The sequence below is a fragment of the Leptolyngbya sp. ST-U4 genome (assembly GCF_039962215.1).
Classification (GTDB): domain Bacteria; phylum Cyanobacteriota; class Cyanobacteriia; order Elainellales; family Elainellaceae; genus Leptolyngbya_A.
Window position 1 is genome coordinate 657,784 of record NZ_JAMPKZ010000001.1, and the last position, 13,648, is coordinate 671,431.

A 13,648-nucleotide genomic window follows, 5' to 3' on the forward strand; every position below is an offset into this window, starting at 1 on the left:
ATGGTAGACAATTTACAGAATCGATAGGATCAAGAGTAGAAGCGGGTTTTACGGCATTTCAGGTAGTGGTTTACACGGGATTTTGAAGGTTATTTTGCATCCATCCAGTTTTTTCCTGCTTTTACTTCAACGCGCAACGGCACATCGAGCTGCACCGCGGATTCCATCGTGTCTTTAATCTGAGGCTGAAGTTCTTCCCAGGTATCGGGGTGAATTTCAAACACCAGTTCGTCGTGAACTTGCAGCAGCAGGTGTGCTTTGTCTTGATAGCCACGCAGCAAGTCGTGCAGCTTGACCATTGCGATTTTGATAATGTCTGCACTCGATCCTTGAATTGGGGCATTCGCAGCCGCCCGCATCAGCTGAGCATCGTACTGATCGCGCAGCCGGATTTGCTCCAGGTCGATCTTTGCCGGATCTTTGCCTTTTAATCGCTTCAGGCTATCGCTGCCGAAGTTGAAGTAGCGGCGACGACCCTTGATCGTGGTGACGTAGCCTCGCCCGATCGCCTCCTGCTGCATTTGCTGCAAATAGGCAAACACTTTGGGATACCGCTGGTTAAAGCGATCGATAAACACCCGCGCATCGCTGGTCGAGAAACCGGATTCTCGCGCAAATCGTGAGGCACCCATGCCGTAGATCACGCCGAAGTTGATCACCTTTGCCAGCCGTCGTTCTTCGGGGGTGATGTCATCTTTCTCGAATAGAAGCTGGGCTGTCAGAGTGTGAACGTCGCGATCGTTTTGATACGTCTCTAGCAGCACGGGTTCGCGGCTCAGGTGTGCCAGAATTCGCAGTTCGATCTGGGAATAGTCAGCAGCAACCATCAGCCAGTTCGGTTCGGGAATAAAGGCGGCGCGAATTTGGCGGCTAAAGGCAGTGCGAATGGGGATGTTTTGCAGGTTGGGATTGGAAGAAGAAAGTCGTCCGGTGGTGGTAACTGCCTGATTAAAATCGGTGTGCACCCTGCCCGTACTGGGATGCACCAGCGTCGGCAGCGAATCCACGTAGGTAGACTTCAGCTTCGTTAAAGTCCGGTGTTCGATCATGGCATCGACAACGGGGTGATCGCCCTGAAGTTTTTCCAGCGTAGCAGCGTCGGTAGAGTAGCCCGTTTTAGTTTTGCGCGACTTTTTGCGATCGAGTCCCAGCCCATTAAACAGCAGATCGCTGAGCTGCTTGGGTGAACCGAGGCTAAACTTTTGTCCTGCCGCTTCATAGGCACGCAGTTCGATCGCTGCCAGGTCGGTTTCGAGCTTTTCGGAAAACTGTTTTAGATAGTCCGTATCGATGCGAATACCTGTCCATTCCATGTCTGCCAGCACGGGTTCGAGCGGCACTTCTACTTCGCGTAATAGGCGATCGAGTTCGGGGTAGTCGTGCAGTTCGGCGCGCAGTTTAGACACAAGTTGATAAGTGATGTAAGCGTCTGTGCCGCAATAGTCTGCAACTGGCTCTACTTCTAAATCAGCAATGTTCTTGCCCTTTGGAACTAAATCCTCGTATCCCAGAGACGTCAAGCTCAAGTAGCGAATCCCCAGGTCGCTCAGTTTATGGCTCTGCTCCGGGTTAATTACATAGCTTGCTAGCATCGTGTCAAACACCACGCCTCGAAGCTCGATGCCCTGTTTTCGCAGCACAAGGCGATCGTACTTCGTGTTCTGAAGCACCTTGGGATAGTCTGTATTTTCCAAAATCGATCGCAGCGACTCTAGAGCCAATTTTTGGTCGAGATTTCCTCCCGATCGATGCCCCAGCGGAATGTAGGCAACATCGTCCGCCTTTTCGCCCCAGCAGCAGCCAATCCCGACCAGCTCGGAATCCAGCGGATCGATTGCGGTTGTTTCCGTGTCCCAAGCAACGAACTGATTTGGATTGGTGAATTGTTGGAGGCGATCGACCAGCGATTTTAATTTTTCTGGGGTATCGATGATGTGCGGTTGCACGATCGCCGATTTCATTTGCTGGCTTTCAGCGGTTTCTTCTGCGCTAAAGAACCACATATCATCAGTTTCGGGTGCATCAAACAGGCTAGAGTTACCTTTGCCGGGAGCAAGCCTGGCGTTTGCAATTTCTGGATCAGCAGAATGGCGATTGGCGGGATCAGTATTCTCCGCAGTTGGATCGTTGAGAAGTCGCTGAATCTTATTTAGATTGCCGAGAAATTGACGGAACTCCAGCTTTTCCAATATGGGGACGATCGCCTCTGGCTCAAACCCGTGCAGCTTGAAATCTTCCAGCGAGACATCGAGCGGCACGTCCAGGTGAATCTGCGCCATATACTGCGAGTGCAGCGCGGCATCTCTGCCTTCTTCTAATTTCTTTTTCGTTGCGCCTTTAATCTCGTCTAGCGAGGCATAAATGCGATCGAGCGAACCATAGGTACCTAGCAAACTGGCAGCCGTCTTTTCACCAATGCCCTTCACGCCTGGAATGTTGTCTGAAGGATCGCCGCAGAGTGCCTTAAAGTCCACAATCTGCGAGGGCAAAATCCCCATCTTATCCTTCACCTGATCCACCCCAAATTCCTTTGGCGGTGGCGTACCTTTGCCAAACGTGGTACTCAGATACAGCACCGTCACCGACTGAGCGGGGTCAACCAACTGAAATAAATCGCGATCGCCCGACAAAATCTTCACCCGCCACCCTTCTGAAGCCGCCCGTCGCGCCAGCGTCCCAATCACATCATCTGCTTCGTAGCCCGGTGCAGTGACGATCGGCAGATTCATTGCCGTCAACAGTTCCCGCAGATTGTGCATATCAGGAATAAAATCTTCGGGCGTGTCTGGTCTGCCTGCCTTATAGGTTTCGTCTGCCTCATGCCGAAAGGTCGGATCGCCCAGGTCAAAGGCAACTGCAATGTGATCTGGCTTTTCTGCCTCGATCGTATCCATCAGAGCTTTCAGAAAGCCGTAGGACACGCTGGTCGGAATTCCGGTCGAAGTTCGCAAGCCACCATCTCGCCCTTTGGCATGGGCAAAATAGGCGCGAAACGCGAGGGAATGTCCGTCAATCAGAATAATTTTGGGCTGGGAGGTGGCAGAAGACATGATGAGGGCGGGTCGGATGTGGGGAGCAGGGAAGCAGGGAGTGAGAAGGACAGAAGGGCGATCGTGAGTTTATCAGATTGAGTCAGGGTGGACGAAGTTTTTCTTTTTTCGAGGCTTCTTAATGCTGCCTAGATTTTACTTTGGTGAGTTCGATCGCGTTTGCCCAGTATCGAAAGTCTCAAGTTTTGCAGGAGGCGATCAGGTGAGATCAGTCCTACGCCAATAATACAAATGTTCTGTATTCAGAATAGCGAAACTGGTCAGGGATTTCAGGGTATTGAAGGGTGATTGGACAATTACCTGATTCCCTCAGGATCTGAGTCCTATGTCCCAATCACAGTTGTTGAGACACTCAACCAATCACCGCTTTGTGCCTGACCGATCGCATAAACGTCAAACTTGGGTAAATCAGAACCAGCGATACGCGCTAATTTCTACTCAAACCTGGTGTGCTTTACAATAAAAGTTTTGCGATCGCCTTCCCTATTCCCCATTTCCTCTACTGCCGAACAGACCATGAGCTACTTTCGCACTGCCGTTGACCAGATGACGGGCTACATTCCCGGTGAACAACCCAAACCCGGTACGCCCATTATTAAACTCAACACCAATGAAAACCCCTATCCCCCTTCTCCTCAGGCGATCGAGGCTCTGCGTCAACTCGACGGTGAATGGCTGCGCCGCTATCCTGATCCGTTTGCGAAAGAGTTTTGTCGGGCAGTGAGTGAAGCTCTGAGTGTGCCGCCAGACTGGGTGATTGTGGGCAACGGCAGTGACGAGATTTTGAACGTGCTGATTCGTGCCTGTGCCGAGGGGGGCGATCGCAAAGTCATTTACCCAATGCCCACCTATGTGCTCTATCAAACTTTGGCGGCAATGCAGCCTGCGGCAGTGGTCGAAGTTCCCTATCCTGAAGACTTTTCGCTGCCGATCGAGGCTTTAGCAGAAGCAAAGGGAGCCATCACGTTTATCGCGTCGCCCAATAGTCCGTCGGGTCATACTGTGCCGCTGGATGATTTGCGGAAGCTAGCTCAGCAGGTTTCTGGGGTGCTGGTCGTGGATGAGGCGTATGTGGATTTTGCAGAATCTTCTGCGCTGCCGCTTGTGTCGGAGTTTGACAATGTATTGGTTCTCCGTACCCTATCGAAGGGCTACTCGTTGGCAGGATTGCGAATGGGATTTGGCATTGCCCAACCGTCGCTTTTAAAAGGACTCTTCAAAATTAAAGACAGCTACAACATTGATGCCATTGCCACGATCGTCGGAGCTGCCGCAATGCGCGATCAGGCTTACAAAAATGCCTGTGCCGAAAAGGTAAAAGCTTCTCGCGCTCAGCTCACAACCGACTTAAAGCATCTCGGCTTCACCGTGCTGGACTCCCAGGCAAACTTTGTCCTGGCAACGCCGCCCACTTCACCGCAAACCAACGCCGAACAGCTTTATCTGGCACTCAAGGCGCGAGGCATTCTGGTGCGCTACTTTAAGCAGCCCGGATTGGAAGACAAACTGAGGATCACGATCGGAACCGACGAGCAAAACCAAACGCTCATTGAAGCCCTGATTAGTCTACTGAAATAGCAAGAATTCAGGAATTCAGGGAGCCTCATGATATGAAACGGAGCCTTCTCCAATCCTCAAAGTTCCTCTCCTTAAAGTTCCTCAATTCGGCGGGATTTAGGGAGCAATGCAATCGCTCGAACACTCCTCCCACCCCTTCCCAAGTTCCGGTGGCTCATGCGGAATGAGCAAATTATCCCCTGGCTGTTTTTGGCTCCTGCCCTGCTGCTGCTCGGTATTTTTGTCCTATATCCGATCGCCTATCTGGTCTATCTCAGCTTTACGACGGGCAGCTTCACGCGGGCAGGGGTTCACTGGGTTGGAGTGCAGAACTACGCAAGGCTGATCACTGATTCTGATTTCTGGCAGATCGTCGGCAACACGGTTTACTTTACGATCGCCACTGTCATTCCCAGCCTGGTGCTTCCTTTAGGACTGGCAGTGCTGCTCAATCGCCTGATGCCTATAGGTTTGCGGGATGCGCTGCGAACGGCTTATTTCATTCCCTCGGTAACGTCGATCGCCGCAGTTGGATTGGGATTTCGCTGGCTATTTCAGACCGATGGAGCAGTGAATCACTTTCTGGGCTGGTTTGGCATCAATGCCGTACCCTGGCTGAGCAGTCCGGTTTGGGCAATGCCCGTGCTGATTCTCCTAAGCGTTTGGAAGCAGATTGGCTTTAATCTGGTGGTATTTCTGGCAGGGCTGCAAAACATTCCTCAGAGTCGCTACGAAGCCGCCGAGCTGGATGGCGCAAACGACTGGCAGCAGTTCTGGTATATCACCCTGCCCGGACTGCGATCGACCCTGATTTTTGCTGCCACCACCACCGTGATTTTTACGCTCCGCAGCTTCGAGCAGCCCTACATCATGACCGGTGGCGGTCCACTTAATTCCACAAATCTGCTGGTGTTTTATTTGTACGAGCAAGCATTTGCTCAGTTTGATTTTGGCTACGCCGCCGCAATCACGATCGGGTTACTGCTGGTGACGCTGGGGCTAGTTTATTTTCAGGTACGTGGCTCGCAGGCGAGCGAGTAATCACTGACTGATAAAACAAAGACCCCCGACTCCTGTAAGAAATCGGGGATCAGATGTTTGAAAAGCCCTAAATTTTACCTTCTTTTGGACTTTCAAAGTTTCCCAAGATTGGGAGATTTAGGAGGCGACGCAGCACCGTAATGTGCCCTTTAGCCTAAATCTTTGTGCCGCACTCCGGGCAGAATTTGCTATCGGGCAGATTCTTCGTACCGCAGTTGACACAGAGCGTTGGCTCAGCTTGCTGTTCAGAGGGGGCAGGCTTGGGTAAACCTACCATCTGAGCATTGCTCTTGCCCGGAGCCACCATCGGGTAGCAGTTTTCGTCGCGCTTGACTCGCACATCGAGCAGTACCGGCCCCGGATATGCCAGCATCGCGGCAATTCCATCCTCTAGCTCAGATCGATCGCGAATGATCATGCCTTTCACGCCAAAGGCTTCTGCCAGCTTGACGAAATCGGGCATTCCCGGCTGCATATCCGACGAAGAGTACCGCTCGCCGTAAAAGGCTTCCTGCCACTGCCGCACCATGCCCTGCCAGCCGTTGTTGATGATCACCGTTTTCACGGCAATGCCAAACTGCGCCAGTGTTCCCAGTTCCTGACAATTCATCTGGAAGCTAGCATCGCCGCTGATGCAAATGACCTGCTCGTTGGGCAGTGCTACTTTCGCCCCCATTGCCGCCGGCATTCCAAAGCCCATCGTGCCCAAACCTGCACTCGAAATCCAGCGGCGTGGACCGTTCTTGAGAAACTGAGCCGCCCACATTTGATGCTGCCCCACGTCGGTGGTGTAGTAAGCATCAGGAGCCTGCCGCCCGACTTCAGCGATCACTTCCTGGGGCGAGATTGCCTCTGGGTAGGAAGGCACGATCAGCGGATAGTCCTGCCGCCAGCGATCGATTCGGTGTAGCCATTCCTGGGTTTGATTCGAGTTTGCCGGAGTGCCGTCTTCGCTGCCGCGCTGAAGCAGGTCAAGCAAAACCGTTCGCACATCGCCCACGATCGGCACATCAGGAATGCGGTTTTTGCCCACCTCTGCTGGGTCAATGTCAATGTGGATCACTTTCGCCCGGGAGGCAAATTCATCGAGCTTGCCCGTAACGCGATCGTCAAACCGTGCCCCTACCGCAATCAGCAGATCACACTCTGTCACGGCAAAGTTTGCGTAGGCAGTGCCGTGCATTCCCAGCATTCCCACTGAGAGCGGGTGATGCTCGTCAAATGCGCCAATGCCCATCAGCGTTGTGGTAACTGGGATGCTGTAGCGTTCTGCCAGTTCCTTGATTTCTCCGTGGGCACCAGAGGCGATTGCCCCACCCCCGACATACAACAGCGGACGACGCGCTTCCCGAATTAGCCTTAATGCTTGATTGACTTGGCGCGGGTTGCCCTTCACCGTCGGACGATAGCCCGGCAGCCTCACATCGCTCGGATCAATCGGAACATAGTCGAACTTCATGAGTGCCACATCTTTCGGCACATCCACCAGCACCGGACCCGGACGACCCGTACTGGCAATGTGAAAAGCTTCAGCGATAATGCGCCCCATATCTGCCGGATCGCGCACCACATAGGAATGCTTGACGATCGGCAGCGTAATTCCGTAGATATCGGTTTCCTGAAACGCATCTGTCCCGATCGCGCTCAGCGGAACCTGCCCCGTGATAACCACCAGTGGAATCGAATCCATTTGAGCAGTCGCGATCCCAGTCACTAGGTTCGTTGCTCCCGGTCCCGATGTCGCAAAACAAACGCCGACTTTGCCTGTGGCGCGGGCATAGCCATCTGCCGCGTGAGCAGCCCCCTGCTCGTGACGAACCAGAATATGCTGCACATGTCCGGCAGTTTCTGCCCGATATAGCTCGTCATAAATTGGCAGAATCGCCCCACCGGGATAACCGAAAATGTGGCTCACGCCTTGTCGTCTGAGGCTGTCAATCAGCGCAAAGGCTCCAGTGGCTTCAATAGGCTTGGTTTGAGCGGCGGAACGGATCGTTTGAGCGATCGTGGCGGCTTGAGAGGGTACAGGGAGAACTTTACCCATAAAGATGAATTCTGTATCTGCTGTTGCAATTAGGAATAATTAATTTAGTCTAATTCCGAAAGGGGATTCCTGTCGAGGCTCCAGCAGCAGAATAAATTTATGCTAGATTGGCGCAATTGCAGGAATTGTCAAGCCTACAGGCCTCTGCCGCAGATCGGTCGCTGGGTAATCGGTCAGGATTTGATAACGCAAGCAAGGACATGGCTCTAGACTGGATAAGAAGATTTACTCCTTGATAAATCCATTCAATCGCTAGAGTCGATACACTGGCAGAGAGTGACTCTTTGGAGCGTGAGGGTCACCGTCCGAGCGTAACTTTATCAGAGCGTCCCTTTGTCGAAGACAAAACAGCGCAGCTTGTCGAAGACAAAACAGCGCAGCCGCTAAACCAGTAAGAGTGATGTTGAAAGGAATGGGTGACCTGGATCGCTACTATAGAGTTCTTGAATTGGAGCCTGGCGCGTCTCTAGAAGAGGTGAACCAGGCTTATCGAGATCTGGTCTTCATTTGGCATCCCGATCGCATTCCCAAAGACAATCCTCGACTCCAGGAAAAGGCACAGGAGAAAATTAAAGAAATTAACCAGGCGCGGGATTTGCTGCGTTCCCAACGGCAGAATGAGCGACAGAACGACAAAGCCCAGCCCAAGTCCTCGCCTGCTCGCCCCCCTTCTCCGCCCAAGCCTTCTGCCCAGTCGGCTCCACCTCGCTACTATTACTACCAGCCGCCGCCCCGTCCTCATGCCAATCCGGCAGCAAGCAATAGTTCAAGTTCAGCCCGATCGGATTCTCAGTCACACCGATCGAATCCACAGTCGCATCAGCCGCCGCAATCCCATCAGCCGCCACAGTCGCATCAGTCGCCGCATCAGCAATCTCATCAGCAAACCTATCGTCCGAGCGGCTATCCGCCTAATCCGCAGTCCTATCGCTCCTATCAGCCGTCTCGTCCTGCGACACCGCCCCCACCCTCATCAAGCTATCAGTCACCGCCTCGATCGCAGCCGCGTTCCCAGTCTCCGGACCTGAGCGGAACCGATTTGAGCGGGGCAGATCTGAAAGAAAAGGATCTGGCTGGGCGCAATTTGAGCCGGGCAAATCTCAGCGGCGCAAATCTCAGCGATGCGTTTCTGCACCGGATTAACCTGTCAGGCGCAAACCTCAGCGGCGCAAATTTGTTTCGGGCAAACCTGCTAGAGGCAGACTTGACTAACGCCAACCTGGAAGGCGCGAACTTGATCGGGGCAGACCTCAGCGGGGCAGACTTGAGCGGGGCAAATTTGCGAGGAGCTAAAATCGCCGTCTCCGATCGCCTGATGGTAAAGCTCACCGGAACCCGGCTTCAGGGCGCAACAATGCCAGATGGCACGGTTCGTTCCTGATACTGCAAAATTTAGAAACCCGGATTATTTAAGAGACACCCTTATTCAAGAGCGCATTTATTTATTTAAGAGGCGCACTTAACAAGAGATGCACAAGAGACGCAAGAACATTTGCGTCAGCAGTCCTGGCTCTACACGGCCGTTAGGTCACTGAGGCTGATTGGCTTTAGGGGGCTTTGAAGCCAGGATGAAAGGCAGTTTCTCCGAAGTCCGCAGGCAATTGCAGCCGTTCTTTAGCTTTGGTTCTCTGGTTCGGAGTGTTTGCTTGCCTGACTCTAAATCTTTGCGAAGCTGCAATATTTAGTAATGCGTTTGCAGGAACTTTATGGTAATTTAACTATATTTGAAACTTGTCTCATCAAAAGTTTACGGTCCAGGTTTTAGGTCGGTGGTTTGCATTCACCGCGAGGTAAGCCAAGAGTTTGGGGTAAAGCCCTAGCGAGCAGAACTACTCCCGCTACTCTGGAAGCTATCCCTTGTCTGATTGCACCAGCGACTTATTGACAGGTGTGAGCGATCGGTGAATGGCAGGGCAGGGTGCATGAATGGATTTTATTAGGGTGTAATCGCCAATCGCGAAAGCGGCAGTATTTGGCGGCATTTTCTGTCAACTCTTGTCCCTTTTGAATCAGGGATGGACATTGTGGAGCGTGACAAGATTTCCATGGGTCAACCTACCTCAAATCTGCTGTTCAGCACCATTCCGCCTGAACGGATTGGAATCAGTGGCGAGTACGACTACCACGGTTTAGCAAAGCGAGTCACCGCTACCCTGAAGCAACACTTTGAATTGGACGAAATTCAGGGGCTTCGGGTCACGCAGCGGGGCGCAGTTGTCGTCATTCTGGGCGCGATCGTCAATCAGTGGCTTCTCATCCGCCTGGTTCGGGTAGCAATGGGTGTGAGCGGAGCAGCGGACGTGGAAGTTAATGGCGTCAGCGTTGGGTATAGCCTGCGGTATTACCTGGAGGTCAAACCTTCACGCGCCGGATTGGGAAAGCTCGTTGGCGCGATGAACCATTCCCTTTAGCCTTTGTAGCCTTTTAAGCAAATCAGGAATTAGCAATCAGGAACTCCAGCCCGTAGGCGGCTTTAAGGTCGCAGGTATCGTGATCCACAAGGTTGGTGTCGCTGAGTTCCAGATTGTAAAAATCAATCCACTCTGGGTCGAAATAGGGGCCGGCGTGCCAGGTTCCCACGTTCAGCTTGATAAAGCAGTTTCCCGGAATGTGAAAGGCAGCGATCGCTTCCGGCAAGGGGCAGGTGGCTGAACCTGGTGACGCGACCGCAATCAGCCAGGGTTTACCTTCGAGCGAGCCAAGGCATTGGGTACATTGTTGGTGGCGGGTAATGCGAGAAAACTTTCGTCCCCGCTGCTGTAGCCGCATAATGTAAAACCGAGGAATTCCCCGATCGAGCTGAAGCTGAGCATCTGCTGCGTCGTACGCGTTTCCGTCCTGGCTGGCAAAAATTACCTGACCATAGGGTCGAAATGCTTCGGCAGTAATAGGTTGAGCAATCAGAGATTCCAGGGAAACCGATGAAGACATGGCTCAGGCACTGCTTTAACAGGCTACGACAGCATAATTTTCACAGTACGCCAATCTCAGCAAAATTTCAAAGCTCGATCGCTTTGCAGTTTCCCCAGGGGCAAGCGACCTGGAAATCGTCCTATAAATTGTCCTGTAAAGAAAAGTGGTTCGCACCCCTACCGACTCCGATTCTGCCAGTCCCTCGCCACTTGGTCGATGCCATAAAACCGCTGCCAGAAGCGATCGACCTGCTTCGTAGACAGCACCTTAGTCATCAGGTTCACCAGAAAGTGACCGCCCGTAGCGGCAATGTAGCGGGGCTGGGGCTGGCGATCGGTCAGCGCACGAATAATTACTTCGGCAACCTGTTCGGAAGTCCAGGCACGACGATCGACCTGCTGATCGAGCTGTTCGAGTTTCTGAAAAGCCGCACGGTAGGGGGTGTCGAGCGGGTTAGCGATCGTTTCCAGCACGCCCTGATTAATCACGCCAAAAAACTCAGTGCGAACGGGTCCAGGCTCAACTACGCTGACCTGAATATTAAACGGCTCCAGTTCCATTCGCAGCGCGTCGCTCAATGCCTCCAGAGCAAATTTTGATGCGCTATAGAGCCCACCAAAGGGAAAGGTAATGCGTCCGCCAAGGGAGCTGATATTCACAATTCTGCCGCCGCCCTGCTCGCGCATCGTGGGAATCAGCGTTCGGGTCAGTGCCAGAGGACCGAGAACATTGACCTCAAACTGTCGCTTGGCTGCTGCTGCCGGAATTAGCTCGCTCGGTCCCATTTGTCCATATCCGGCATTGTTGACCAGCGCATCCACTCGTCCATAGTGAGCCAGTACCGTTTCGGCTAATGCAGTGACTTGCTCGGTTACCTGAATGTCGGTTGGAACGGTTAGCACTTCTGCGCCTGCAGCTCGACCACGATCGGCAACTTCCTCCAGCTTGTCTTTACTGCGAGCTGCGATCGCCAGACGAATTCCCGGATGTCTCTCTGCCAGGACGATCGCCAGAGCTGCACCAATGCCAGCCGACGCACCAGTAATCAGGACAACTTGTTGGGCGAGAGGAGAAGTCATGGTAGGGATGATAAATAAAGAAATAAAAGGCAGAAATCAAAAATGAAACAAAAGGAATCAAAAATGAGATTAATTGACTATAGCCGCTGAAGCTTTAAAAACCGTCTTTCAACTGATATAAGCCCATCGTCATAAGCAAAATAACGATTCGCAAAATCACAATCAGCAAAACAACCAGGAAGAAACGATCGCGTGAGCAGTCCCTTTATTTACTTGCATGGTTTTGCATCCAGTCCCCGATCGGCAAAGGCTCAGGATTTGCGCGATCGATTTCAGGCATTTGGCATTGCGCTGATCACACCTGACCTGAATCAGCCTGACTTTGCCCAGCTTACCCTGAGCCGCCAGCTTGAGCAGGTTGCCGCCCTTTTGCCGATCGATCAGCCCGTCACAATCATTGGTTCCAGCTTTGGTGGACTTACGGCTGTCTGGCTTGCCGAGCGACATCCGCAGATTGAGCGGTTAATTTTGCTGGCTCCAGCGTTTCAGTTTTTGGCGCAGTGGCTTCCCCAACTAGGCGAGTCTACCGTGCAGCAGTGGCAGGCGCAGAATTTCCTCGGGGTCTACCACCATGCCGAACAAAAAATGCTGCCCCTAACGTATTCGTTTGTTGCCGATCTCAAACAGTATGACGATGCTCAGCTTCAGCGATCGGTTCCCACTCTGCTCCTGCACGGAACCCAGGACGACGTGATTTCGATTCAGGCAAGCCGAGACTATGCCAAAAGGCGATCGAAAGTGCGGCTGATCGAACTGGACAGCGACCATGGCCTGGGCAATGTGACCGACGAGATCTGGAAGGCAATCTGTGGATTTTGCCAGTTGCCCTCAGCGAGTGTTTGAGCCGTCACGGGTTTGAACCGTCGCTAAGGAGCTAGAAGGGTAGCGTTAGGATAGCGGTTTGCTTTTTCATAATCCCCGATCGCCTGACAGGCGGCTTTCAAGCTGAGAATGGCCTGCTGCTGCTGGCGGCTATTTTTCAGCACTCCTAAAACGGTGATGCGCTGCTCATAAAACTCGATCGCGAGGCGATGATGTCCCAGGCTGTCATGAATAATGGCAAGACTATCAAGGGTTTGCTCTTCGAGATCTAAATCGCTCAGGCTGCGGGCGATCGCAAGCCGCTGATGATGATAAGCAATCGCTTTGAGAGCATCGCCCATGCGGTAGCAGGCACTGGCAAGATTGCGAAGAATTTGCGCTTCGGTATGGCGATTGGGAAGCTGGCGGGCGATCGTGAGTAAATGCTCGTAGCAAATGACGGTTTCCACAAAGTTGCCAACGGCATGGTGGGCATTGCCCATGTTGCGGAGTACCTGTCCTTCGACCTGCAAATCCTGAAGCTCGCGGGCGATCGCTAAGCCCTGCTCGTAGGAGTCGATGGCGCGAGCATAGTCCCCCGCCGCTTTGTATGCCATACCGAGATTGTTCAGGGCTGCCATTTCGCCGCGCCGATCGCCGATTTCTTTCGCGACATCCAGGCTTTGATGCTTGTAGAAAATCGCTCTGCTATAGTCTTCCAGGTGGCGGTAAGCGTTTCCGAGGCTTGCAAGTGCTTGCCGCTCCGTCGGGCGGTCTTCGATCTGGCGAGCAATGGCTAAGCTCTGGTGGGAACAGGCGATCGCCTCTGGATAGTTGCTGAGTCCGTAATAGGTCAAGCCCATGCCTCCCAATACGCGCCCTTCTCCCTGGAGATCTTGAAGAGCACGATACATCCCCAGAGCTTGCTGGAAGGTTTTGAGGGCTGGCTGAAACTCGCGAAGCTGGTATTGCTCGATGCCTTTTTCAAGCAGGCAGTCGGCTCCGGTTTTACACGAGTCAAGCGATTGGGCAAATGTTGACTGAACGTTTAAAACCCGTTCGGATAAGGGAACGTAAGTCCCGTGCTGCTCATCAAATGGTTTCATTGAAATTGCCCTTCACGCTCAAGAGATAGCAGATTCACTGCCGAAATAAACAACCTG

The 13,648-nt window shown here is 52.8% G+C and carries 10 protein-coding genes; 5 read left to right on the forward strand and 5 right to left on the reverse strand.

Annotated elements, in window-relative coordinates; all coding sequences use genetic code 11:
• Positions 1 to 89: 89 nt before the first annotated feature.
• Positions 90 to 3,050 (reverse strand): DNA polymerase I, encoded by a 2,961-nt coding sequence (polA, locus tag NDA02_RS02910; protein ID WP_348247243.1) that lies wholly within the window; start codon positions 3,048 to 3,050, stop codon positions 90 to 92.
• Between the two features lie 516 nt (positions 3,051 to 3,566).
• Here polA and hisC point away from each other — a divergent pair.
• Together hisC and NDA02_RS02920 are read left to right on the forward strand one after the other, a co-directional pair.
• Positions 3,567 to 4,628 carry a histidinol-phosphate transaminase gene (gene hisC / locus NDA02_RS02915; RefSeq protein ID WP_190791599.1) on the forward strand — a complete coding sequence of 354 codons (1,062 nt, stop codon included), beginning with the start codon at positions 3,567 to 3,569 and terminating at the stop codon, positions 4,626 to 4,628.
• Positions 4,629 to 4,784: 156 nt separating this feature from the next.
• Complete coding sequence (locus tag NDA02_RS02920) at positions 4,785 to 5,648, forward strand: sugar ABC transporter permease (RefSeq protein WP_190791598.1); 864 nt, start codon at positions 4,785 to 4,787, stop codon at positions 5,646 to 5,648.
• A gap of 154 nt (positions 5,649 to 5,802) precedes the next feature.
• Here NDA02_RS02920 and ilvB read toward each other — a convergent pair whose 3' ends face one another.
• Positions 5,803 to 7,692 carry a biosynthetic-type acetolactate synthase large subunit gene (gene ilvB, locus NDA02_RS02925; RefSeq protein ID WP_190791597.1) on the reverse strand — a complete coding sequence of 630 codons (1,890 nt, stop codon included), beginning with the start codon at positions 7,690 to 7,692 and terminating at the stop codon, positions 5,803 to 5,805.
• A gap of 400 nt (positions 7,693 to 8,092) precedes the next feature.
• Between ilvB and NDA02_RS02930 the strand changes: the two genes are divergently transcribed.
• Both NDA02_RS02930 and NDA02_RS02935 read left to right on the forward strand, forming a co-directional pair.
• Entirely contained in the window at positions 8,093 to 9,073 is a 981-nt protein-coding gene (locus tag NDA02_RS02930; protein ID WP_242067290.1) for a pentapeptide repeat-containing protein, read from the forward strand.
• A 664-nt stretch (positions 9,074 to 9,737) separates the two neighbouring features.
• Positions 9,738 to 10,103: a hypothetical protein gene (locus NDA02_RS02935; RefSeq protein ID WP_190791596.1), complete on the forward strand. Its 366-nt coding sequence runs from the start codon at positions 9,738 to 9,740 to the stop codon at positions 10,101 to 10,103.
• A gap of 22 nt (positions 10,104 to 10,125) precedes the next feature.
• Here NDA02_RS02935 and NDA02_RS02940 read toward each other — a convergent pair whose 3' ends face one another.
• Together NDA02_RS02940 and NDA02_RS02945 are read right to left on the reverse strand one after the other, a co-directional pair.
• Positions 10,126 to 10,623 (reverse strand): ureidoglycolate lyase, encoded by a 498-nt coding sequence (locus tag NDA02_RS02940; protein WP_190791595.1) that lies wholly within the window; start codon positions 10,621 to 10,623, stop codon positions 10,126 to 10,128.
• A 158-nt stretch (positions 10,624 to 10,781) separates the two neighbouring features.
• A complete protein-coding gene (locus NDA02_RS02945) occupies positions 10,782 to 11,684 on the reverse strand; it encodes an SDR family oxidoreductase (protein ID WP_190791594.1) in 903 nt (300 codons plus the stop codon).
• Between the two features lie 192 nt (positions 11,685 to 11,876).
• On the opposite strand from NDA02_RS02945, the gene NDA02_RS02950 reads away from it, so the two are divergent.
• Positions 11,877 to 12,527, forward strand: coding sequence for a YqiA/YcfP family alpha/beta fold hydrolase (locus NDA02_RS02950; protein ID WP_190794394.1), 651 nt, complete (start codon positions 11,877 to 11,879; stop codon positions 12,525 to 12,527).
• 23 nt (positions 12,528 to 12,550) lie between these two features.
• Here the strand turns inward: NDA02_RS02950 and NDA02_RS02955 are convergent, their stop codons facing one another.
• The gene (locus NDA02_RS02955; RefSeq protein ID WP_190794393.1) at positions 12,551 to 13,591 is read right to left on the reverse strand and encodes a tetratricopeptide repeat protein; all 1,041 of its coding nucleotides are present in this window, start codon (positions 13,589 to 13,591) and stop codon (positions 12,551 to 12,553) included.
• Positions 13,592 to 13,648 lie beyond the last annotated feature (57 nt).